Annotated in this window: 19 protein-coding genes and 1 tRNA gene; 10 read left to right on the top strand and 10 right to left on the bottom strand. The window is 69.1% G+C overall.

Features of this window, described 5'->3' with window-relative positions:
* The first annotated feature begins 63 nt into the window (after positions 1–63).
* Positions 64–1,059, top strand: coding sequence for an acyl-CoA thioester hydrolase/BAAT C-terminal domain-containing protein (locus OPU66_RS11685; RefSeq protein WP_498553822.1), 996 nt, complete (start codon positions 64–66; stop codon positions 1,057–1,059).
* Between the two features lie 6 nt (positions 1,060–1,065).
* On the opposite strand, the gene OPU66_RS11680 is transcribed toward OPU66_RS11685, so the two are convergent.
* The gene (locus tag OPU66_RS11680) at positions 1,066–1,257 is read right to left on the bottom strand and encodes a hypothetical protein (RefSeq protein WP_498553821.1); all 192 of its coding nucleotides are present in this window, start codon (positions 1,255–1,257) and stop codon (positions 1,066–1,068) included.
* Positions 1,258–1,383: 126 nt separating this feature from the next.
* Positions 1,384–1,473, bottom strand: a tRNA-Ser gene (locus OPU66_RS11675).
* A gap of 171 nt (positions 1,474–1,644) precedes the next feature.
* On the opposite strand from OPU66_RS11675, the gene hspQ reads away from it, so the two are divergent.
* Positions 1,645–2,010 (top strand): heat shock protein HspQ, encoded by a 366-nt coding sequence (gene hspQ, locus OPU66_RS11670; protein WP_498553834.1) that lies wholly within the window; start codon positions 1,645–1,647, stop codon positions 2,008–2,010.
* A 6-nt stretch (positions 2,011–2,016) separates the two neighbouring features.
* Here the strand turns inward: hspQ and msrB are convergent, their stop codons facing one another.
* Together msrB and OPU66_RS11660 are read right to left on the bottom strand one after the other, a co-directional pair.
* Positions 2,017–2,517 carry a peptide-methionine (R)-S-oxide reductase MsrB gene (gene msrB, locus OPU66_RS11665; RefSeq protein ID WP_498553820.1) on the bottom strand — a complete coding sequence of 167 codons (501 nt, stop codon included), beginning with the start codon at positions 2,515–2,517 and terminating at the stop codon, positions 2,017–2,019.
* Positions 2,518–2,608: 91 nt separating this feature from the next.
* Positions 2,609–3,868 carry a cytochrome P450 gene (locus tag OPU66_RS11660; protein ID WP_498553819.1) on the bottom strand — a complete coding sequence of 420 codons (1,260 nt, stop codon included), beginning with the start codon at positions 3,866–3,868 and terminating at the stop codon, positions 2,609–2,611.
* A 207-nt stretch (positions 3,869–4,075) separates the two neighbouring features.
* Here OPU66_RS11660 and prsK point away from each other — a divergent pair, with 207 nt between their 5' ends.
* The 4 genes from prsK to OPU66_RS11640 all read left to right on the top strand — a co-directional run bounded on the left by prsK (position 4,076) and on the right by OPU66_RS11640 (position 10,249).
* Positions 4,076–6,082, top strand: coding sequence for an XrtA/PEP-CTERM system histidine kinase PrsK (prsK, locus tag OPU66_RS11655; RefSeq protein WP_498553818.1), 2,007 nt, complete (start codon positions 4,076–4,078; stop codon positions 6,080–6,082).
* Positions 6,079–7,455: a PEP-CTERM-box response regulator transcription factor gene (prsR, locus tag OPU66_RS11650; protein ID WP_498553817.1), complete on the top strand. Its 1,377-nt coding sequence runs from the start codon at positions 6,079–6,081 to the stop codon at positions 7,453–7,455. The genes prsK and prsR overlap by 4 nt, the downstream gene beginning before the upstream one ends.
* A gap of 74 nt (positions 7,456–7,529) precedes the next feature.
* On the top strand, positions 7,530–8,384 hold the full coding sequence (locus OPU66_RS11645; protein WP_498553816.1) for a DUF815 domain-containing protein: 855 nt from the start codon (positions 7,530–7,532) through the stop codon (positions 8,382–8,384).
* A 44-nt stretch (positions 8,385–8,428) separates the two neighbouring features.
* On the top strand, positions 8,429–10,249 hold the full coding sequence (locus tag OPU66_RS11640; RefSeq protein ID WP_498553833.1) for a DUF885 domain-containing protein: 1,821 nt from the start codon (positions 8,429–8,431) through the stop codon (positions 10,247–10,249).
* 165 nt (positions 10,250–10,414) lie between these two features.
* Here OPU66_RS11640 and OPU66_RS11635 read toward each other — a convergent pair whose 3' ends face one another.
* The gene (locus tag OPU66_RS11635; protein WP_498553815.1) at positions 10,415–12,205 is read right to left on the bottom strand and encodes an ABC-F family ATP-binding cassette domain-containing protein; all 1,791 of its coding nucleotides are present in this window, start codon (positions 12,203–12,205) and stop codon (positions 10,415–10,417) included.
* Between the two features lie 135 nt (positions 12,206–12,340).
* Here OPU66_RS11635 and OPU66_RS11630 point away from each other — a divergent pair, with 135 nt between their 5' ends.
* The 4 genes from OPU66_RS11630 to OPU66_RS11615 all read left to right on the top strand — a co-directional run bounded on the left by OPU66_RS11630 (position 12,341) and on the right by OPU66_RS11615 (position 17,022).
* The gene (locus tag OPU66_RS11630) at positions 12,341–12,673 is read left to right on the top strand and encodes a PepSY domain-containing protein (protein ID WP_498553814.1); all 333 of its coding nucleotides are present in this window, start codon (positions 12,341–12,343) and stop codon (positions 12,671–12,673) included.
* Between the two features lie 13 nt (positions 12,674–12,686).
* Complete coding sequence (locus OPU66_RS11625) at positions 12,687–13,352, top strand: response regulator transcription factor (RefSeq protein ID WP_498553813.1); 666 nt, start codon at positions 12,687–12,689, stop codon at positions 13,350–13,352.
* 101 nt (positions 13,353–13,453) lie between these two features.
* A complete protein-coding gene (locus OPU66_RS11620; RefSeq protein WP_498553832.1) occupies positions 13,454–14,833 on the top strand; it encodes a sensor histidine kinase in 1,380 nt (459 codons plus the stop codon).
* A 125-nt stretch (positions 14,834–14,958) separates the two neighbouring features.
* Positions 14,959–17,022, top strand: a complete 2,064-nt coding sequence (locus OPU66_RS11615; RefSeq protein WP_498553831.1) for a M13 family metallopeptidase — start codon at positions 14,959–14,961, stop codon at positions 17,020–17,022.
* 105 nt (positions 17,023–17,127) lie between these two features.
* On the opposite strand, the gene OPU66_RS11610 is transcribed toward OPU66_RS11615, so the two are convergent.
* The 5 genes from OPU66_RS11610 to infB all read right to left on the bottom strand — a co-directional run.
* A complete protein-coding gene (locus OPU66_RS11610; protein ID WP_498553812.1) occupies positions 17,128–17,766 on the bottom strand; it encodes a glutathione S-transferase family protein in 639 nt (212 codons plus the stop codon).
* Between the two features lie 63 nt (positions 17,767–17,829).
* Complete coding sequence (locus OPU66_RS11605) at positions 17,830–18,708, bottom strand: dienelactone hydrolase family protein (protein ID WP_498553811.1); 879 nt, start codon at positions 18,706–18,708, stop codon at positions 17,830–17,832.
* A gap of 30 nt (positions 18,709–18,738) precedes the next feature.
* Positions 18,739–20,856: a S9 family peptidase gene (locus OPU66_RS11600; protein WP_498553810.1), complete on the bottom strand. Its 2,118-nt coding sequence runs from the start codon at positions 20,854–20,856 to the stop codon at positions 18,739–18,741.
* A gap of 50 nt (positions 20,857–20,906) precedes the next feature.
* The gene (rbfA, locus tag OPU66_RS11595) at positions 20,907–21,323 is read right to left on the bottom strand and encodes a 30S ribosome-binding factor RbfA (RefSeq protein WP_498553809.1); all 417 of its coding nucleotides are present in this window, start codon (positions 21,321–21,323) and stop codon (positions 20,907–20,909) included.
* Positions 21,320–23,295, bottom strand: a 1,976-nt coding sequence (gene infB / locus OPU66_RS11590) for a translation initiation factor IF-2 (RefSeq protein ID WP_498553808.1), incomplete at its 5' end; no start/stop codon positions are given. The genes rbfA and infB, both read right to left, overlap by 4 nt.

The raw sequence follows: 23,295 nt of genomic DNA, 5'->3' as shown, positions 1-23,295 counted from the left end.
CACCCTGCACTGCGGCGGCCGCGGCGGATGCGGCATTCCCGCATGCGACAAGGGAGTGTTGCGATGAGCTGGAAAAACGGGGTGATGGTGACAGCGGGGCTTGCCGCGCTGCTGGGCGGGGCGGCGTTGTTCAAGAGCCTTGCGCCGGCGCGCTACGGCCTGCCCGGGATCGAGCTTCTCGCCCCCGGCGCGACCGGCGCGCGGATCGCGCAGCGCGATCTGTTCGGCAATTACTTCCCCGCGAGGGGCACCGGCCCGCACCCGGCGGTGCTGCTGCTTGGCGGGTCGGAAGGCGGGCTGGGCGGCGGCGCGCATCACATGGCGCTGGCGTTGCAGAAAGAGGGGTTTGCCGTCCTCCACCTCGCCTATTTCGGCGCGCCGAGGCAGGGCGATGCCTTGGAACATATTCCGCTCGAACGGTTCGACCACGGGCTTGAATGGCTCAAGACGCGGCCCGGCGTCGATCCGCAGCGGATCGCGGTGATGGGCGCATCAAAGGGCGCGGAGGCCGCGCTGCTGGTGGCTTCGCGCCGCGCCGATCTGAGGGCGGTCGTTGCCGGGATGCCGACCAGCGTCGCGTGGAACGGGGTCAACTGGGCCAGTGGCGGGCAGAGCAAGCGCGCCTCATGGACAGCCGGCGGCAAGGGCGTGCCGGCCATGCCCTTTGGCGACTGGGATCAGGCCGACGGCATCATCAGCGTCTATCGCACCGTCACCGATCCGGCACGTCATGCAGACGCGGCGCGCGCCGCAATCCCGATCGAACGCGCCCGGGCCGAGATGCTGCTGGTCTGCGGAGAAGCCGAAACCATGTGGCCCGCCTGCCCGATGGCGCGCCAGCTCGCCGCGCGCAGCAAGGTCCGTTCCGGCCCGGCGGTGACCGTGCTCGCCTACAAGGATGCCGGTCATTTCGTGTTCGGCCCGCCGATCGCGCGCGATCACCCCTTCTATTCGCGGCTCGGCGCGTATGGCGGCAGCGTGGCCGGCAATGCCGCCGCCCGGGCCGATGGCTGGCCCAGGGTCGTCGCCTTTCTGAGGCGGGCTCTGGCCTCTGGCTGAGAACGGTCAGCCGGGCGGCTGCCGCCGATCGGGGCCGAGTTCGCGCCCCACGGGATAGAGGAGGCAGCGCGCGTCGGCATAAGGGGAGCAATCGTAGAACCGCCCCAGACGCGCGTCGGGATCGTGGGTGAATGCCGGATCGGCCGCCGGATAGTGCGTCTCGCGCCATTTGTGGGTCAGGCGTGCGTCGGGCGGCAAATCCCCCGACCGCCCGGCGGCCCAACCCGTTCGGGCGAATCCGGCCCCGGGCAAGCGCCCTTTTCAGGGAGCGGCTTTCGCGGCAAATGCTCGAGATTGAAAAAATCGCCTAAAATCAAAGGTTTCTGGCGGAGAGGGTGGGATTCGAACCCACGGTACCGTTGCCGGCACGCCGCATTTCGAGTGCGGTGCTTTCGACCTCTCAGCCACCTCTCCGCGAGACGCTTGGCGCGGGAAAGCGCCGGTCGAGAGCGGGGCCTCTAGCGGATAGGGCGGGGCTGCACAAGCCCGGCTTGCAGCATGGCGGGCGGCCCCTAAATAAAGGCTATGAGCCAGGATGACAGCACCCGGACCGGCGATGTCGCGGCCAGTTTTGCCCCGGCAGCCATGCTCGACGAATCGGGCGGGTCCAACCCCGTTGCCCCGCCGATTGCCCATGCCCGTTTTGCGATCGGCGACATTGTGCGCCACCGCCTGTTCGATTTTCGTGGCGTGGTGTTCGATGTCGATCCGGTCTTTGCCAATACCGAGGAATGGTATCAGGCGATCCCCGCGCAGGTGCGCCCGGCCAAAGACCAGCCTTTTTACCATCTGCTCGCCGAAAATGCCGAGAGCAGCTATGTCGCCTATGTCAGCCAGCAGAATCTGCTCAACGATGCGGCGGGCGGGCCGGTCAGCCATCCGGCGATCCCCGGCCTGTTCGACGGGCTGGAAGACGGCCGCTATGTGCTGAGGCGCGAGCGGCGGCACTGATCCGGTTCAGGCCGGCACGAAACGCAGCGCGACCCCGTTGATGCAGTGGCGCTGGCCGGTCGGCGGCGGGCCGTCATCGAAAATGTGACCGAGATGGCCGCCGCAGCGCCGGCAATGTTCCTCGGTGCGCGGATAGCCGAGCTTGTAATCGGTCGCCGTGCCGATCGCACCGGGCAGCGCGGCGGTAAAGCTGGGCCAGCCGGTGCCGCTGTCATATTTGGCGGTCGAGGCGAACAGCGGCAGGCCGCAGCCGGCACAGGCATAGGTGCCGCGCCGTTTCTCGCCGAGCAGGGCGCTGGTGAAGGGCCGCTCGGTCGCCTCTTCGCGCAGCACGCGATAGGCGGCGGGCGACAGGCGCTGGCGCCACTGGGCGGGAGACAGGGCAAAACGCGGGTCGCCGGCGCGCGCCGCCCGCGCCGGGCCGGAGCGCCATCCGCCGCCGACAAGCAGCCATGCGCCAAGCGCGCCTGCGCCAAGGCCGATCAGGGTGCGGCGATCGGGCATCATCTTCCTCCTCCGGCCGGTTCGCGCCCGGCCCGGAGCAAGTTACGCAGGCCCGGGCGGCGCGGTTGCACCGCGCGGACCTGCGCCTGCCGGATCAATAGGTCTCGATCTGCACCGGCATCTGGCGATAGCCATGGACGAAGCAGGCCTTCACCCGCGACGGCTCGCCCTCGACATGGACGCGCATCCGCCTTTTGGCCATTTCCTCGAGCAGGATCGAAATCTGCAGCTCGGCCAGCCGCGCACCGACGCAGCGATGGATGCCATAGCCGAACGCCAGATGCCGGCGCGCATTTTCGCGGTCGACGATCAGCCGGTCGGGATCGGGGAACACGCTTTCGTCGCGATTGCCCGAGATATACCAGAGGGCAAGCTTGTCGCCGGCGCGGATCTTCTGCCCCTCAAGCTCGGTGTCCTGGGTGGCGGTGCGGCGCATATGGGCAAGCGGCGTCTGCCAGCGGATGATTTCCTGCACCGCATTGGGGATCAGCCCCGGATTGGTTTCCAGCTTGGTGCGTTCGTCGGGGAACAGGTTGAGACCATAGACGGCGGCGCTCATCGAGTTGCGCGTCGTGTCGTTGCCGCCGACGATCAGCAGGATCAGATTGCCCAGAAACTCCATGTCGTCCATTTCCGACATGGCGTCGGAATGCAGCATCATCGAGATCAGGTCCGGGGTCAGCGGCTTGCCCTTTTTCTCCTCCCACAGCTTGCGGAAATAGGCGGCACATTCAAACATGTGCCCCAGCCGCTGCTGGCGCGTGTCCTCGTTATGGACCAGCTCGATATCGCCCGCCCAGTCGGACCAGAAGGTCAGCTTGCGCCGGTCTTCCCAGGGGAAATCGAACAGGATGGCGAGCATCTGCGTCGTCAGTTCGATCGACACCTTGTCGACCCAGTCGAACGTCTGGCCGACGGGCAGGGTGTCGAGAATCTCCTCGGTGCGGCGGCGCACGTCCACGGCCATGCGGCCGATTTCGCTGGGCGTGAATGCCGGGGAGACGGTGCGGCGCTGCTCGGTATGCTTGGGCCGGTCCATCGCGATGAACATCGGCATGCGCGGCTCGCCCTCAATGGGGTCGGCGATGGTGATGGTCGGCTGCGACGAATAGATTTCGGGCAGCGCCTCGACATGGACGATGGGCTTGTAGGTCGACACCGACCAATAGGGGCCAAAGGCGCTGTCTTCGCAGTAATAGACAGGGGCTTCGGCGCGCAGCCGGCGGAACGGTTCCTGCCAGCGATCCTCGGCGTAAAGCTCGGCCCGGCTGACGTCGAGCGGGTTGGCGGCCTTGTCTGCGCCCTGACCGGCAGGGGCGGATTGGGCGTCGGCGGATGGAGCAAGCGTGGCCATGGGCATCATCTCCTCGGGCATTTCTTGTTTTGCCGGAGAGTGCCACTAGCCGGGGCGAAGTTAAAGAGAGTTTTTCGCTGCAACTGAAATCAGTGTCAGCAGCGTGCGGCCGGGGGCGTGCGGTGGGCAGCGCCCGCGTTCAGCATTTTTTCGTCATTGGCGGCGCAACCTGTCGGTCCTTTTGACAGTCGGCGGAGACCCGCGCGCGTGACCGCGACGATCGGCATCTGGAGCCATGCGCTGGCCGCGACGCTGTTCGTGGCGCTGGCGCTGTGGCAGATGCGCGCGCCGCGCACCCCGGCACAGCGCGCGCTGACGCTGGCGCTGGCGGGCACCGCTTTCTGGGCGCTGGTCATCGCCTTTGCCACCGCGCGCACCGGCGCGGCGGCGGCGGCCGAATCGCTGCGCAATCTGGGCTGGCTGGCATGGATGGCGCTGCTGCTGCGCCAGGGCGCACGCGACGCCCGGCCCGCCGGGCTGATGCTGCTTTACGCGGTGGTCGCGGCGGTGATCCTGGCCGCGCCGGCGGTGGCGCTGCTGCCGCCCGGCGGACTGGCCCCGTTTGCCGCCAATGTGCTGCGGCTGGTGGCGGCCATCGGCGCGCTGGTGCTGCTCCACAATCTCTACACCGCCGCCGATCCCGAGGCGCGCGCGGGCCTCAGGCTGCCGATGACCGGGCTGGCCGTGCTCTGGGCGGCCGATCTTCAGCTTTATGCGCTGGCGGCGATGGACCCGGGCTGGTCGGCGCGGCTGATCGATCTGCGCGGGCTGGTGGCGCTGCTGGCCGCGCCGGTGTTCGCGCCGGGGCTGCGCCGGTCCGATCCGTGGCGGATGCGGCTGTCGCGCACGCTGGCCTTCCAGTCGCTGTCGCTGATCGCGATCCTTGCCTATCTGGGGGTGATGGCGCTGGTCACGGTCGCGCTCGGCCGGCTGGGCGGCGATTATGCGCGGCTGGTGCAGGCCGGGGCGCTGTTCGGCACGACGCTTGCCGCATTGATCTTCCTGCCGTCGGACCGGTTCCGGGCGTGGATCAAGGTCAAGCTGGCCAAGCATCTGTTCCAGCACCGCTATGACTATCGCGCCGAATGGCTGCGCTTCACCGAGACTTTGGGCGCGCCGGGCGCGGATGCGCCGCTGGGCGAACGGGTCGTGCGCGCGATTGCCGAGCTGACCGACAGCCCGGCGGGGCTGCTGTTCACCCCCGACGGGCAGGGCGGGCTGATGGCGGTCGACCAGTGGCGCTGGGGGCAGATCGGCGCGGGCGGCATCGCCCCTGATGCAGCCGGGCAGCTTGCCTGTGGCCGCATCGTCGAGCTGGCGGCCGAGCCGGTCGCGCTGCCCGGCTGGCTGGCCGGCGATGCCCGCGCCTGGGCCATTGTTCCGCTGCCGCATTTCGACCGGCTGGCCGGGCTGGTGCTGCTCGCCCGGCCGCCGATCGACCGCGGGCTGGACTGGGAGGATTTCGACCTGCTGCGCGTCGTCGGCCGGCAGGCGGCCAGCTATCTGAGCGAGGCGCGCGGGCAGGAGGCGCTGGCCGAGGCGCGGCGGTTCGACGAGTTCAACCGCCGCTTCGCCTTCATCCTGCACGACATCAAGAATCTGGTCAGCCAGCTCAGCCTGCTCGCCCGCAACGCCGCGCGCCATGCCGAAAATCCGGAGTTTCGCGCCGACATGATCGCGACGCTCAACGATGCCGCGACGCGGCTGGGCGATTTGCTGGCGCGGCTTGCCCCGCATGATCGCGGCCCGGCGGAGGAGCCGCGCGCGCTGGGTGTGCAGGGGCTGCTGGCCGGGATGGCGGCGCGGGCCGGGGCCGGGCGCGGGGGGGCAGGCCGGGTGCAGCTGGACGTCGATGCCGATCTGGTGCTGCTTGCCGATCCGGCGCGGCTGGAACAGGCGGTCGCCCATCTGGTCCAGAACGCGCTCGACGCGTCGCCGCCCGGCGCGCCGGTGGTCGTCCGCACGCGCCGGCGCGGGCTGGAGGGCGCAATCGAGATCATCGACCAGGGCCGGGGCATGAGCCGTGAGTTCATCCGCAGCGAATTGTTCCGCCCTTTTTCCTCGACCAAGCCCGGCGGCTTCGGCATCGGCGCCTATGAGGCGCGGGCGCTGGTCGCCGCCATGGGCGGGCGCATCGAGGTGGAAAGCCATGAGGGGCAGGGCAGCCGGTTCACGCTGATCCTGCCCCGCGCCAGCATCGACGAGGCCGCATGACTGAGAAAAAGCCGATCCTGCTGGTCGTCGAGGACGATCAGGGCCTCCAGCGCCAGCTGCGCTGGGCCTATGAGGAATATGAGGTGGTGGCCGCGTTCGACCGCGCCGGCGCGATCGAGGCGCTGCGCGCGCACGAGCCGGCGGTGACGACGCTCGATCTCGGCCTGCCGCCCGATCCCGACGGCACGTCCGAAGGCTTTGCCGCGCTGGCCGAAATGCTGCGCCTGAAGCCTGATCTGAAGGTGGTGGTGGCAACCGGGCATGGCGCGCCCGAAAGTGCGATGACCGCGATTGCCGCCGGGGCCTATGATTTCTACCGCAAGCCCGTCGATATCGATGCGCTGCGCCTGATCGTGTCGCGCGCCTTTCACCTGCACGCGATCGAGGCCGATCTGGCGCGGCTGCGCGCCCGGACCGAGGGGCAGGCGGTGCTGGGCGGGATCGTCACCGCCGCGCCTGAAATGCTGACGGTCGCGCGCACGATCGAGCGCGTGGGCAGCGCCAATGTCGCGGTGATGCTGCTCGGGGCGAGCGGGACGGGCAAGGAACTGCTTGCCCGCGCCGTCCATGCGCAGAGCGGGCGCAAGGGCGCATTCGTGCCGATCAACTGCGCGGCGATCCCCGAAAACCTGCTCGAGGCCGAGCTGTTCGGCCATGAAAAGGGCGCGTTCACCGGCGCGATCCGCACCACCGAGGGCAAGATCGAACAGGCCGAGGGCGGCACCCTGTTCCTCGATGAAGTTGGCGACATTCCGCTGCCGCTTCAGGTCAAGCTGCTGCGTTTCCTGCAGGAACGGGTGATCGAGCGGGTCGGCGGCCGGCGGGCGATCCCCGTCGATGCGCGGATCGTCTGCGCGACCCATCAGAATCTGGAGGCGATGATCGCCGAGGGGCGGTTCCGCGAGGATCTTTATTACCGGCTGGCCGAAATCGTCGTGCGCATCCCGCCGCTCAAGGACCGCAGCGGCGATCCGGTGCTCCTCGCGCGGCATTTCCTCGCGCATCATGCCAAGGCCATGGGCCGGGGCGTCACCGGCCTTGCCGCCGATGCCGTTGCCGCCATCGATGCCTGGCATTGGCCGGGCAATGTCCGCGAACTGGAAAACCGGGTGAAGCGCGCGGTGATCATGGCCGATGGCAAGCGCGTCACCGCCGCCGATCTCGATCTTGCCGCGCCCGAGGCGGCGGACGAGATGATCTCGCTGCGCGCGGTGCGCGAGACCGCCGAACTGGCGGCGATCCGCCGCGCGCTCGCCCGCACCGAAGGCAATATCTCGGCCACCGCCAAGCTGCTGGGGATCAGCCGCCCGACGCTCTATGATCTGATGAAGGCGCATGATCTGCGCGGCGAGGACCAGCGCGCGGTTGACTGACCTGCCTGGCTGCATCGCCGGCGGCGGGCGGGAAGGGGGAGTGACGCCGGAGCGTGCCCGGCTATGTTCGTGGCATGACCAGTGCCGACCTTGCCCGTATCGCCGCCGCGCTCGAACGGCTCGCGCCCCCGCCGCCGGCGATGGCCGATCCGCTGGCCTATCCCGCCTATCTCTGGACGGGCGGGGCGCTGGTCGCCGCGCGCGGTTTTCGGCCGGTGCCGTTGCCGCTGCTGACCGGGATCGACGATCAGAAACAGGCGGTGCGCGCCAATCTCGCCCGGCTCGCCGCCGGTGCCGCGGCGCATGACATGCTGCTCTGGGGGGCCAAGGGCATGGGCAAATCCGCGCTCGCCAAAAGCGCAGTCGCCGATGTGCAGGCGGCGGGCGGCGCGCTGGCGCTGGTCGAGGTGGCGGGCGACCGGCTGGCCGCGACTGGCGATCGCGCGGGGCTGGCGGCGCTGTTCGCGCTGCTCGAGGGCGTGCCGCGTGCGTTCATGCTGTTCATCGACGATCTGGGCTTTGCCGCCGACAGCCCCGCGCCGCGCCTGCTGCGCGCGCTGCTGGACGGCGGGGCGGAGGCGCGGCCGGCCAATGTCCGGCTGTGCGTGACCACCAACCGCCGCCATATCGTGCCGCGCGATCTGGGTGCGGAGGCCGCCGCCGCCAATCCGCGCGATGCTGCCGACGACCAGCTGGCGCTGGCCGACCGGTTCGGGCTGAGCCTTGGTTTTCACGCGCTCGATCAGGACGGCTATCTGGCGATTGTCGCGTCCTATTGCGCCGCCAATGGCCTGGATTTCGCCGCCGATGATGCGCTGGCATTCGCAATCCGGCGCGGTGCCCGTTCGGGCCGGGTCGCGCGCCATTATGTGACCGAGCTGCTCGGCCGCGCCGGACGGCCCGAACAGGCTGGATTTACAGACGCATAGGATTAAGGTCCGGGCGCGGGCCGGCAAAAAAAGGGGAGAGAATGATGGACCGTCGTGAGTTTCTCGGCGCAGCCGCGCTGCTTGGCATTGGCGGGGCGGCCGCCGGGCTGCTGCCCGCGCCGCTCCGCGCGCAGGCCGGATCGGCCGACGCCGCGCTGAGCGCGCTGTTCGAGCGCATCTTTGCCGAAGCGGTCGCGCGGTCGCCCGAGCTGGCGACCCAGCTTGGCCTCGACCGCGGGGCGGGGGCGGCGCTCAAGGCGCAGCTGGCCCCGCGCACCGCCGCCCGCCGCGCCGATGAACTGGCGCGCATCCGCGCCGCGCTCGCCGCGCTGCGCGCCGTCGACCGGCAGGCGGTGTCGGCGGCCAACCGGCTGAACCTCGACGTCGTCATCTACCAGCTTGACGGCCAGACGGTCGCCCCCACGCGGTTCGGGCTGGATTCGGTGGTGCGCCCCTATCGCCTGTTCCAGCAGGGCGGGGCCTATTTCTCGGTCCCCGATTTCCTCAACACCGCGCACACGGTCCGCACCGCCGAGGATGCCGAGGCCTATCTGGCGCGGCTCGAGGGCTTTGCCCGCGTGCTCGACGAGGACACGGCCGAGCAGCAGGCGCAGGCGGCGCGCGGCTATCTTGCCCCCGGCTGGTCGCTCGACCTGACGCTCGCCCAGCTGGCGCGGCTGCGCGGCCAGCCGGTCGAGAGCGGCGGCATGGTGATGTCGCTCGTCACCCGTGCCCGGGCCGCCGGGCTGGCCGGGGACTGGGGCACGCGCGCGGCGCGGATCGTGACCGACAAGGTGCAGCCCGCGCTCGACCGGCAGATCGCGGCGCTGCGCGCGCTGCGCCCGACGACGCGCGACGGCGACGGCGTGTGGCGGGTGCCCGATGGCGAGGCGATCTATGCCGCCGCACTCGCCCAGATGACGACCACGACGATGAGCCCGGACGAGGTTCACCGCATGGGGCTGGATCAGGTCGCCGAGATCAGCGCGGAACTGGACACGATCCTGAAGGGCCAGGGGCTGAGCACGGGCAGTGTCGGCGCGCGGCTCGCCCAGCTCAACCGTCGCCCCGACCAGCTTTATCCCGACACGCCGGCCGGGCGGGCGGCGCTGATCGAAAGCCTGAATGCCGATGTCGCGCGCATGGGGGCGGCGCTGCCGCGCTTCTTTGCGACGCTGCCGACCCAGCCGCTCGAAATCCGCGCGGTGCCGGCCGACATTCAGGATGGCGCGTCCAACGGCTATTATCGCGGCGCCTCGCTCGACGGGTCGCGCCCGGCCATCTATTTCATCAACCTCAAGGACGTCGGCGACTGGCCGAAATACACGCTGCCGGCGCTGTCCTATCATGAAGGGACGCCGGGGCATCATCTGCAGATCAGCCTGGCCCAGCAGTCAAAGGATATTCCCACGCTGCGCAAGCTGGGCGGATTTTCGGCCTATTCGGAAGGCTGGGCGCTCTATGCCGAAAGCATCGCCGACGAGGCCGGCGTCTATCGCACCCCGGTCGAGCGGGCGGGGTTCCTGCAATCCTATCTGTTCCGCGCGGCACGGCTGGTGGTCGACACCGGGCTGCACAGCCGCCGCTGGAGCCGCACCAAGGCCGCCGATTACATGGTCGAGACGACCGGCTTCGCCCGCCCGCGCACCGAACGCGAGATCGAACGCTATTGCACCCAGCCGGGGCAGGCGTGCAGCTACAAGGTCGGCCACGGCGTCTGGCAGCGGCTGCGCGAAGAGGCGGAGCGCGCGCTCGGCAAAAGGTTCGACGTGCGCCAGTTCCACGAGGTGCTGAGCGAGGGGGCGATGCCGCTCACCCTGCTCGAGGCGCGCGTCCGCGAACGCATCGCCGCGCAGCAGGGGTGAGAGGGAGTTATTGATCGGGAAGCACGGCACCGGGTGTTTCTTGATTGGGAAGAACGGCACCGGCCCGCACCCCCACCCGGCCTCCCACAGAGTATCCTGCCGATGGGAGGCCGGGTGGGGGTGCGGGCCGGTGCTGCCCCCGCGCCGTGAGGCGCGCAACAGAGTTCAGCCGAGCGTTTCCACCCGTTCCGCCAGTTCGAGCCACCGTTCCTCGGCCGCGTCCTTTTCCGCCCGGGCCGCCGCAATCGCGTCGGTCAGCTGCTGGAAGCGCGCCGGGTTGCTGGCATAAAGATCGGGATCGGCAAGCGCCGCTTCGTCGCGCGCGATCGCCTGATCGAGCGCCTCGATCCGCCCGGGCAGCAGATCATAGTCGCGCTGGTCCTTGTAGCTGAGCTTGGCGGCGGGCTTTGCCGCCGGGCGCGGCGCAGAGTCCGGCTTTGCCGCCGGGCGGGGCGCGGAGCGGGGCGCTGCCGGCTTGCGGCGCTTGGCCTCCCAATCGGCATAGCCGCCGGCGATGATGTCGACCCGGCCCGATCCGTCGAGGCCCAGCGTCACCGTGACCGTGCGGTCGAGAAAGTCGCGGTCATGGCTGACGATCAGCACCGTGCCTTCATAATCGGCGATCACTTCCTGCAGCAGGTCGAGCGTTTCGAGATCGAGATCGTTGGTCGGCTCGTCGAGCACCAGCAGGTTCGACCGGCGGGCAAACTCGCGCGCCAGCAGCAGCCGCGACCGCTCCCCGCCCGACAGCGTGCCGACGCGCGCATCGGCAAGGCCGGGGTCGAACAGAAACTCCTTCAGATAGCCATGGATGTGCTTGCGCACGCCCAGCACCTCGATCCAGTCGCTACCATCGGCCAGCACGTCGCGCACCCTTTTGTCGGGGGCGAGCAGGCTGCGCTGCTGGTCGATGATCACCCCGTCAAGCGTGCGCGCGAGCGTGACCGAGCCGGTGTCGGGGGGCGTTTCCCCGGTCAGCAGCTTCAGCAGCGTCGTCTTGCCCGCGCCGTTCGCGCCGACAATGCCGATGCGGTCGCCGCGCTGGATGCGCAGGTTGAAATCGCGGATGATCTTCCGGTCGCCAAAGGATTTGTTGACGTCCTCGGCGGCGATCACCGTCTTGGTGCGGACGTCATCGGCCTCGATCGCCAGCTTGGCCGCCCCGGCCGGGCCGAGCATCGCCGCGCGCTGGGCGCGCATGCGGTTGAGCGCCTCCAGCCGGCCCTGATTGCGCCGCCGCCGCGCGGTGACGCCGCGTTGCAGCCAGTGCAGCTCGAGCTTGAGCTTGGCATCGAGCTTTTCGGCGGCGCGCGCCTCTTCGGCATAGACTTTTTCCTGCCACGCCTCGAACCCGCCAAAGCCGATTTCGGCGCGGCGCATCTGTCCGCGGTCGAGCCACAGCGTCGACCGGGTGAGCCGGGTCAGGAAGGTGCGGTCATGGCTGATGACCACGAATGCGCCGGCAAAGCGGTTGAGCCAGGATTCGAGCCAATCGATCGCCGCGAGGTCGAGATGGTTGGTCGGTTCGTCGAGCAGCAGCACGTCGGGCGACTGGGCAAGCGCGCGGGCGATGGCGGCGCGCCGCCGCTCGCCGCCGCTGGCGGTTGCCGCCGCGCGCGATAGATCAAGCCCGATCTGGTCGGCAATCGCCGCCACCTCATGCGCGGGCGGCGCATCCGGCCCGGCGAGCGCGAAATCGCCGAGCGTGGCAAAGCCATCGACCTTCGGATCCTGTTCGAGCAGCACGACATGGGTGCCCGGCACCAGGGTCCGCCGCCCCTCGTCACAGTCGATCCGCCCGGCGAGCAGCTTGAGCAAGGTCGTCTTGCCGGCACCGTTGCGGCCGATGAGCGCGAGCCGGTCGCGCGCGCCGATATGGATGTCGAGATTGCGGAACAGCCAGCCTGATCCCTGGACCAGGCCCAGATCTTCAAAGGCGAGAACGGGTGCGGACATGGCGGGCCAGATAGGGGGCTTGGCGCGCGCGTGCCAGCAAAACCGACCGGGTGCGCCCCCGAACGTCCCGATGAACGCTGGCAGCTGCGGCCATTCATGACCTATTCAAAGCCCGGGCATTACCCGCTAAGCATCATGGCAAGCATGAGGCAGATCATTCTTATCCCGGCAGCGGGGCTGGGCGCGCTGGCCGCCTTTGGCGGGGCCATGCCCGGCGGGGCGGAGGCCCAGGTCGACCGGCGCGGCGACCAGTATCACGCGTTCGAGGCGCGGCGCACCGGGCAGGTGATGTCGCTGCGCCAGATCGAAAGCCGGATCCTGCCGATGATGGGCGATGCCGATTATCTGGGGCCGGAATTCGATCCGGGGGCGGCCGTCTACCGGCTGAAGTTCATGCGCCAGGGCCGGGTCAGCTGGGTCGATATCGACGCCCGCACCGGCGATGTCATCGGCCGGTCCGGCCGCTAGAGCGGAGACACAGATGCGCGTTTTGATCGTCGAGGACGAGCCGAGCCTCGGGGCGCAGCTGCGCCGCACGCTGGAAGGGGCGGGCTATGCCGTCGATCTGGCGACCGATGGCGAGGATGGCCATTTCCTCGGCACCACCGAAAGCTATGACGCGGTGATCCTCGATCTCGGCCTGCCTGAGATTGACGGGCTGACCGTGCTCGACCGCTGGCGGCGCGACGGCCGGGGGATGCCGGTGCTGGTGCTGACCGCGCGCGACAGCTGGTCCGACAAGGTGGCGGGGCTGGATGCCGGGGCCGATGATTATCTGGCCAAGCCCTTCCAGTCCGAAGAGCTGATCGCGCGGCTGCGCGCGCTCATCCGCCGCGCGTCGGGCAATTCCAGTTCCGAACTGATCGCCGGCGATGTCCGGCTCGACACCCGCTCGGGCAAGGTCACGCTGGCCGGGGAGCCGGTCAAGCTGACCGCGCAGGAATATAAGCTGCTCAGCTATCTGATGCACCACAAGGGCAAGGTCGTCAGCCGCACCGAGCTGATCGAGCATATCTATGATCAGGATTTCGACCGCGATTCGAACACCATCGAGGTGTTCGTGACGCGCATCCGCAAAAAGCTGGGCCAGGATGTCATCACCACGATCCGCGGCCTTGGCTACAGCCTGGAAGAGCCGGCGAACTGAGCGCCGCCGCACCCGAGGCCGGGCCGGACGGCGGGGGCGCGTCCCCGGCCCCTGCCTCGCTCATGCCCGCGCGCGTCACCACCGGCTCGCTCAGCCGGCGGATGATCGTCATCGCGTCGATCTGGATCGGCGTGCTGCTGATCGGCGGCGGGCTGGCGCTCGACCGGGTGCTGACCAATTTTCTCACCCGCAGCTTCGACGATCAGCTGAGCTATGTGCTGACGGCGATGATCGCCTCGGCCGAAATCGGGCCGGGCGGCGAAGTGATCCTCAACCGCCCGCTCGGCGATCAGCGCTTTCTCGAGCCGGGATCGGGGCTGTATTACCAGATCAGCGGGCGCGGCTTTGAACATTTCCGCTCACGCTCGCTGTGGGACCGGTCGCTGTCGGTGCGCGCCGATCATCCGCCGGGCGCCCTGCATGCCTATGACAGCCGCGAGTTTCCCGAAGAGCCGCTGCGCGTGCTCGAACGCGATGTCGAGGTGCCCGGCTCGCCGGTCATCTGGCGGTTTCAGGTCGCGCAGGACCGCAAGGGGCTGAACGACCAGATCCGCGCGCTGCGCCGCGTGCTGGTGCGCAGCTTTGCCGCCCTCGGCCTCGGGCTGATCGTGCTCGCCGCGCTCCAGACCTTTTACGGGCTGCTGCCGCTGCGCAAGGTGCGCGAGGCGATTGCGCGGATGCGCTCGGGCGAGGCGAGCCGGGTGGAGGAGCCGCTGCCCGAGGAGCTGACCCCGATGGTCGAGGAGCTGAACGCGCTGATCGCCCATAATGAGCGTCAGGCCGAAGAGGCGCGCCGCCATGCCGGCAATCTTGCCCATGCGCTCAAGACGCCGCTCACCGTGCTGATGAACGCCGCCACCGCCGAGGCCCCCGATCTGGCTGAATCGGTGGTGCGCGAGGCGCGGACGATGCGGCGGCAGGTCGATCATCATCTCGCCCGCGCCCGCGCGGTCGGGCGGCGCGGCCAGGCCCATGCCCGGGCCGAGATCTGGCCGAGCATCGAGGCGGTCGAGCGCGCGGTCGCGCGGCTTTACCCCGATGTCCGCATCGACCGCGACGGGCCGCGCGATCTGGCGGTTCGGATCGAGCGTCAGGATCTGGACGAGCTGATCGGCAATCTGGTTGAAAACGCCGCCAAATATGGCGGTGGCAGCGTGTTCGTCACCGTGCGCCGCGACGGCGATTTCGCCGAGATTCTGGTCGAGGATGACGGTGCCGGCATTGCCGAGGCGGACCGTGCCCGGCTGTTCGACCGCGGGGCGCGGCTCGACACGTCCAAGCCCGGCACCGGCCTTGGCCTCGCCATCGTGCGCGACGTCGCCGAAATCTATGGCGGGCAGGTGGCGCTGGAGGAGAGCGAGGATCTGGGCGGCCTGCTCGTCCGGCTGCGCCTGCCGGCGGCGGACGCGCCGGGCCTGCCGCGCGCGGGCGCAAGGCGCGGTCTGCGAATGGTCCATGGCGTTCGACCGACGACAGGCTGATCCGTTGCGTGGGGGGCGGGGCGCGATATGGTCGCCACCGTCGGTCCGCGCGCCCGGCGACCGCCGGGACCGGGGACCCGTGACCCGCATCAAGACATGCAGATGACCAAGGGGAGAGACAGATGATGACCCGCATGGCCGCACGCGCGGCGCTGCTTGCCTGCACGGCGGCGCTGCTGCCGCTTTCGCCTGCAATGGTGACGCCCGCAATGGCCGCCGCGGCGAAGGCCGCCGACCGGCCCGAACTCGGCCGCTTCGGCTTTGATGCCGATGGCATGGACCGGGCCGCGCGCCCGGGCGATGATTTCTACCGCTTCGCCAATGGCGGCTGGGACGACCGCACCCAGATTCCCGCCGACCGGTCGAGCTGGGGCGGCTTTGCCGTGCTGCGCGACCTGTCGGACCAGCGGACGCGCGAGATCGTCGAAGGCGCGGCCAAGGCCCAGCCCGGCACCACCGCCTACAAGGTCGGCCTGCTCTATCAGGGCTTCATGGACGAAGCGGCGATCGAGGCGGCGGGCATTGCGCCGCTCCAGCCCGAACTGGCGCGCATCGCCGCGCTCGCCAGCAAGACCGATCTGGTCCGCTATCTGGGCGACGGCATGCGCGCGGGCAAGCGGTCGCCGATCGGGCTGGGCGTCGCTCAGGACCTGAAGGACAATAGCCGCTATGCCGCCTATGCCGGCCAGGGCGGGCTGGGCCTGCCCGACCGCGATTATTATCTGGACGACAAGAACCCGAAGTTCGTCGAGACGCGCCGCGCCTATCAGGCGCATATCGCGCGGATGCTGACGCTGGCCGGCATTGCCGGGGCCGAGCAGAAGGCGGCGGGCATCGTCGCGCTTGAAACCCGCATCGCCGCCACCCACTGGACGCGCGCCGAATCGCGCCAGGTGGAAAAGCGTTACAACCCGATGCCGGTGGCTGAGCTTGGCACCCGTATGCCCGGCATCGACTGGGGGCTGTTCCTGTCGTCGGCAGGGCTGGACATGCCGCAGCTGATCGTGTCGCAGCCGAGCGCGATTGCCGGCACCGCGCGGCTGATCGCCGATGAACCGATCACCGTCTGGCAGGATTATCTGACCTTCCACGCGATCTCGCGCGCCGCGCCGATGCTGCCCAAGGCGTTTGTGGCCGAGGATTTCGCGTTCAAGGGCACGGTGCTCGCTGGCACGCCCCAGCTCAAGGACCGGTGGAAGCGCGGCGTCGATCTGGCCAATGCGCTGATGGGCGAAGCGGTGGGCGAGCTTTATGTCGCGCGCTATTTCCCGCCCGAGGCCAAGGCCAAGGCGGAAACGCTGGTCAAGAACCTGATCGCCGCGTTCGACGTGCGGCTGCAGCGGCTGGAATGGATGGCCCCGGCCACCAAGGCGCAGGCGCGCGAAAAGCTTGCCGCCTTCACCTACAAGATCGGCTATCCGGACAAATGGCGCGATTATTCGACGCTGGAGGTGCGGCCGGGCGATCTGCTGGGCAATGCCGAACGCGCGGCGCGGTTCGAATATCAGCGGCGGCTGGACAAGGTCGGCAAGCCGGTCGACCGCAGCGAATGGGGCATGACGCCGCAGACGGTGAATGCCTATGCCAGCCCGGTGATGAACGAGATCGTGTTCCCGGCCGCGATCCTGCAGGCACCTTTCTTCGACCCCAAGGCCGATGATGCGGTGAATTATGGCGGCATCGGCGCGGTGATCGGCCATGAAATCAGCCATCATTTCGACGATCAGGGCCGCAAGTTCGACAAGACCGGCAATCTGGCCGAATGGTGGACCGCCGAGGACGCGACCCGGTTCAAGGGCTATACCGACCGGGTGGTCGCGCAATATGGCGCGTATGAGCCGCTTCCGGGCCGCAAGGTCAATGGCGCGCTGACGCTGGGCGAGAACATCGCCGATCTCGCCGGGCTGACCGTCGCCTATGACGCCTATCAGCTGTCGCTTGGCGGGCGGAAGGCCCCGGTGATCGACGGCTTTACCGGCGATCAGCGCTTCTTCCTCGGCTGGGCGCAGGTGTGGCGGAGCAAATATCGCGAGGCGCAGCTGCTCCAGCAGCTGACCACCGATCCGCACACGCCCAGCCATTTCCGGCCCTATGTCGTGCGCAACCTCGATGCCTGGTACAAGGCGTTTGACGTCAAGCCGGGCGATAAAGGCTATCTGGCGCCCGAGGCGCGGATCAAGGTCTGGTGACGCATCCCGGCCCGCCGGTGACGGCGGGCCGGATGGCGGACGAACACGGGGCGCGGGGGCCGGGTGGCCGCCGCGCCCTTTTTGTCATCTGCGCCGGATCGCCGATCAGCCGGCGGCCATCGCCTCGTCGTCGATCGCGCGGGCGCGCTGCGCCGCCGGGCGCGCGAGCAGCCGTTCGGCATAGGCGGCAAAGGAGGCGCGCCTCGGCAGGGTGCCGAACTCCAGCCCCCAGCCGATCTGCGCGCCCAGCATGACATCGGCGGCGCTGAACCGGTCGCCGGTCGCATAGTCATTGGCCGCCAGATGCGCGTCGAGCATGTCGACCACCGCGTCATAGCTGCCATAGCCGACCATCGCCTGCTGTTCGGCGCTAATGGTCACGCCCAGCACCCGGTCGATCACCGCCGCCTCGACCGGCCCGGCGGCGATGAACAGCCAGCGATAATAGGCCCCGCGCGCGGCGCTGCCCGGCGGCGGGGCGAGGCCGGCTTCGGGAAAGGCATCGGCCAGATAGGCGCAGATCGCCGCGCATTCGGTGACCACCGTCTGGCCGTGGCGCAGCGCCGGCACCTTGCCCATCGGATTGACGGCCAGATATTCGGGCGCCTTCATCGTCGTGCCATAGTCGAGCAGCACCGCGCGATAGGGCAGGCCCAGCTCCTCAAGCATCCAGCGCGCGGTGCGGCCGCGCGACATCGGATGGGTGTACAGGATCAGCTCGTCCATCTCATGCTCCTCCGCCATCGCCGCGCCGGGGCGACTCGTGCGGCCAGAACATAACACGAACGCGGGCTCAGATCATAGCGATCAGCCCAGATGGGTGCGGAAAAAGCCCGTCGTCCGTTCCCATGCCAGCGTGGCGGCGGGGGCGTCATAGCGTTCGGCCGAGCTGTCATTGTTGAACGCATGGTTCGCGCCCGGATATTCGTGCAGATCAAGCGGCCGCCCGGCGCGCATCAGCGCCCCGGCAAAGGGGCGCACTGTCGCCGCCACCCGCGCATCGAGCGCGGGCAGATGGATCATCACCGGCACTGCCACCCGCTCCGCCTCGGCCGGATCGGGGGCCGGGCCATAATAGCTGACCGCCGCCTTCAGCCCCGGCGCCCCGGCGACCGCGAGCCGCAGCACCAGCGCGCCGCCCCAGCAAAAGCCGGTGACCCCGGCCTTGCCCCCCGGCACCAGCTGCGCGGCATGGCCGATGGCCGACTGGGCATCGGCAAGCGTGCGGGCGAGATCGAGCTGGCCGATCATCGTGCGCGCCTGATCGGCATCGGCGGGCGTGCCGCCGCCGGGCGCGAGGAAGTCGGGCGCGACGGCGACAAAACCCTCCAGTGCCATGCGCCGTGCGACATCGCGGATATGGTCGTTAAGGCCGCGATTTTCGTGGATGACGACGATCGCGGCACGCGGCCGGCCCTTTGCCGGGCGCGCGACATAGGCGCGCATCGTCCGCCCGGGCGCGCTCGCCCATTCATCGGTGCGGGTGACAAGGCGCGGGTCATCGGCGGGCACGATGGCGGCGGCCGCCGCCGCCGGCGCGATGGCGGCGATCAGCGCCTCGGCAGCAGCGGCGGAGCCGGCGAGCAGCGTCATGTCGCGCAGAAAACCGCGCCGGTCGCGGTCCCCGCCCGGGCCATGGGTGAAGGCGTCATAAAGCGCGATCGCGCGCTGGCGAAGCTCGTCCATCTGTCCTCCCCGGCCCGGGCGCGGGCGGTGTTATTGCTTGCGGTAACGGTCGAACCAGCCGGTGATCGCCGCCGCCTTGGCCGCCGACTGGGACGGGCGCGCGGCGATGCCGCCATGGCTCGCCCCCGGCACCTTGACCAGCATGGTCGGCACGCCCTGCAGTTGCAGCGCCGAATAATATTGTTCGGATTCGCTGACCGGGGTGCGGTAATCCTCCGACCCGACGACCACCAGGGTCGGGGTCTTCACATTGCCGACCAGCGACAGGGGCGAGCGCGCCCAATAGGTCTGGGGGTCTTCCCACGGCTTTTTGCCGAACCAGTAGCGGGTAAAATAGGCCGGATTGTCGGCGGTAAGCGCAAAGCTTGCCCAGTCGATCACCGGCTTCTGCGTGGCGGCGGCCCTGAACCGGTCGGTCTTGCCGATGATCCAGCTGGTCAGCACGCCGCCGCCCGATCCGCCGGTGACGAACAGATTGTCGGGATCGATCAGCCCGGTGGCGATGGCGGCGTCGACCGCGCTCATCAGATCGTCATAGTCGCGGGCCGGATAATTCTTGTCGATTTCGTTGGCGAACGCTTCGCCATAGCTGGTCGAACCGCGCGGATTGACCGACAGCACCGCATAGCCGGCGCTCGCATAAAGCTGGTTGTCGGTCGCAAAGGACGGGCCATAGGCGGTGTGCGGGCCGCCATGGATTTCAAGGATCAGCGGGTGCCGCCCGCCCTTGGCGGGAACCGGCGGGATGGTCAGCCAGCCATCGATCTGCTTGCCGTCGAACGCGGTCGCGCTGATCTTGCGGACCTCGCCCAGCGTCCTGGCCCCCAGCCAGTCGTCATTGAGCCGGGTGAGTCGCCGGGCGGTGCCGCCGCGCACCAGCGCGATGTCGGACGGGCGCTGCGCCGTCCCCGCGGTGATGGCGATGCTGCCGTCGCGCGCGACGCTGAACGCGCCCCCGGCATAGGGGCGGTCGAGCCCGGCATCGGTCAGCCCCTCGGCCACCGTGCGGACCGATCCGTCAAGGCCGATGCGGATCACCCGCGTCGTGCCACGATCGTCCTGCACCGCATAAATCGACCGCGAATCCGCCGCCCAGACTGGCGACGACACATCGCGGTCGAGCCGCGCGGTCAGCGAACGCGGCGCGCCGCCGCCACGCGGCATCACCCACAGCTCGCCCGTTTCATAGGCGCGGCCGGCATCGTCAAAGCCGGTATAGGCGATCCATTTGCCATCGGGCGAGACGGCGGGATCCTGATCGGGGCCGCGCCGGTCGGTCAGGCGGCGGATCGCGCCGGTGGCGATGTCCAGCTCGTGCAGTTCGGTGTCGAACCCTTCGAGCTGCCACCGCTCGGTCAGATTGGCGCTGAAGATCAGCGCGCGGCCATCGGCCGTCCAGTCGATCGACCCGCCGATCGGCTGTTTGGCAAAGGTCAGCTGGCGCGGCGCGCCGCCTTCGGCCGAGACGAGGAAAATCTGGTCCAGCCCCGGCTTCAGATAGCCTTCGGCATCGGTGCGGTAGACGACCCGGTCATAGATTTCGAGCGGCTTGGCCCATTCCGCGCCCTCGGGCTTGTGCAGCGGCTTGGCGAGCGACGGGGCCTCGGCGGGCACCCGCATCGTATAGGCGATGCGCGTGCCGTCGGGCGACCAGGCGATGCCTGACGGGGCGGTGGGCAGGCCGGTGATCCGCGCGGTCTGGCCGGTCGCCAGCCAGCGCACATAAAGCTGCGCGCCGCCGCCCTCGGCGGTCGAGACATAGGCAAGGCGGGTGCCGTCGGGCGACCAGCGCGGGCGCAGATGCGATCCCGCGCCTGCGACCAGCGGCGTGTGCGCGCCGCTGCGGGTGTCGACCGTCCAGATGGTCGGCCGCGCGCGATCGGTCATGACGTCGTTCGACCGGCGGACATAGGCGATGATCGTGCCGTCCGGGCTGATCTGCGGATCGGTCGCGACTTCCAGGTTGAACAGATCCTGGCCGGTCAGCGTGGCCGGTGATGCCGGGGCAGGCGCGGTGGCGGGGGCGGGGGCGGGCGTCTGCGCGCCGGCTGCACCTGCAAGCAGGGTGGCGAGCGCAAGGCCGAAGATCGGGCGGAACAGCACGCCACATGCGGTGGCAGCGAGCGGGGCGGGGGACAGGCCGGTCATGCCCGCACTGTGCGGGTTTTTCCCGCCGGTTCAACCCCGTGCGGTGCGGATCAGTCGTCCTCGCCGCCCAGATCCTGCGCGACCTTCGGGCTGCGCAGCACCGAATCGATGCGGCTCGCCTCGTCGAAGCTTTCATCCGGCAGGAATTTGAGCTGGGCGGAGAATTTGAGGTTCACCCGCCTCGCCACTTCGCCGCGCAGATATTTGACGTTGCGCTTCAGCGCGTCGAGCACGTCCTTTTCGTCCGCGCCCAGCAGCGGCTTCACGAACACGGTCGCGTGGCGCAGGTCCGGCGACATCCGCACCTCGGTCACCGACACGCTGTGCGCGGCGAGCACATCGTCATGCACATCGCCGCGCATCAGCACGTCGGACAGCGCGTGGCGCACCTGCTCGCCCACGCGCAGCAGCCGCACCGACGGTTCGCCGGTTGCGCCGCCGCGCGTGCCGTTTCCCGCCCGGCTCACAGCGTGCGGTCGCGCAGCTCGACCTCGAACGTCTCCAGATAGTCGCCGGCCTTGATGTCGGTATGACCCTCAAAGGTCACGCCGCATTCCAGACCTGCGCGCACTTCCGCGACATCGTCCTTGAACCGCCGCAGCGAGGCGATCGAGCCGTTGTAGATGATGACATCGTTGCGCGTGATGCGCGCCTTGAGCGCCTTGCGGATAAAGCCTTCGGTGACGAGCAGACCGGCCGCCTTGCCATGCTTGCCCGCCGAGAAGACCTCGCGCACTTCCGCGCGGCCGACGACATGTTCGATCGACTCCGGGCCGAGCTGCCCGGCCATGCCGGCGCGGATCTCGTCGGTCAGGTGATAGATCACGTCGTAATATTTGAGCGCGACGCCGTCACGATTGGCAATCTCGCGCGCCTTGGCATTGGCGCGGACGTTGAAGCCGATGATCGGGGCCTTGGACGCGCTCGCCAGGATGACGTCGCTTTCGGTGATGCCGCCGACGCCCGAATGCAGGATGCGGACGCGGATGTCCTCGGTCCCGATCTTGTTCAGCGCGCCGACAATGGCTTCGGCCGAACCCTGGGTGTCGGCCTTGACCACCACCGGATATTCCATCGCCTGCTTGTCGCGCAGCGCCGAGAACATCGATTCGAGGCTCGCCGGGGCCGATGTCGTCCGCTTTTGCTGGATCACGCTGGCGCGATAGGCGGCGACCTCGCGGGCGCGGGCCTCGTTCTCGACGACGGTCAGCTGGTCGCCGGCCATCGGCACGCCCGACAGGCCGAGCACCTCGACCGGCGTCGACGGACCGGCAACCTTCACCTGCCGGCCCTTGTCGTCGATCATCGCGCGCACCTTGCCGCTTTCCGCGCCGACGACGAACACGTCGCCGACCTTGAGCGTGCCGCGCCCGACCAGGATCGTCGCCACCGGGCCGCGGCCCTTGTCGAGCTGCGCCTCGACGACCGTGCCTTCGGCCGGGCGGTCCGGATTGGCGCGCAGTTCGAGCAATTCGGCCTGAAGCTGGATCTTCTCGATCAGCTCTTCAAGATTCTGGCGCTTGAGCGCGGAGACTTCGACATCCTGCACTTCGCCGCCCATCTGTTCGACGACGACTTCATACTGGAGCAGTTCCTCGCGCACCTTTTGCGGCTTGGCCTCGTGCTTGTCGATCTTGTTGATCGCCACGATCATCGGCACGCCGGCGGCCTTGGTGTGGTTGATCGCCTCCACCGTCTGCGGGCGCAGCCCGTCATCGGCGGCGACGACGATCACGACAATGTCGGTCACGTTCGCACCGCGCGCACGCATTTCGCTGAACGCTTCATGGCCCGGCGTGTCGAGGAAGGTGATCTTCGACCCGTCCTTCATCGTCACCTGATAGGCACCGATATGCTGGGTGATCCCGCCGGCCTCGCCCGCGACGACATCGGTGCCGCGCAGCGCGTCGAGCAGCGAGGTCTTGCCATGGTCGACATGACCCATGATCGTGACCACCGGCGGCCGCAGCTTGAGAGTTTCGGGCGCATCGACGTCATCGGCGGTCTGGATGTCGATATCGGCATCCGACACGCGCTTGATGCGGTGCCCGAACTCGGTGACCAGCAGCTCGGCCGTGTCCTGATCGATGGTCTGGGTCAGGGTGACGGGCATGCCCATCTTGAACAGCGCCTTGACCAGATCGGCCCCGCGCTCGGCCATGCGGTTGGCGAGTTCGGACACGGTGATCGCCTCTGGCACCACCACGTCGCGCACCTGCTTGGCCTGGGGCTGGCTGAACCCGCCCATATGGGCGCGCTTTTCCTTTTCGCGCGCACGCTTCAGCGCGGCGAGCGAACGGGCGCGCGCGCCTTCATCGTCGTTGAGCGCGCGGGTGACGGTCAGCTTGCCCGACTGGCGGCGATCGTCGGTGCCGCGCGCCGGGCGCGCGGGACGGGCCGGCGGTTCGGGCCGGCGCGCCGGCTGCACCGGGGTGAAAC

It is taken from the genome of Sphingomonas sp. URJC2 (genome assembly GCF_059803575.1).
The sequence above is the reverse complement of the archived record's forward strand: the minus strand, read 5'-3'. Positions and strand labels throughout refer to the sequence as shown.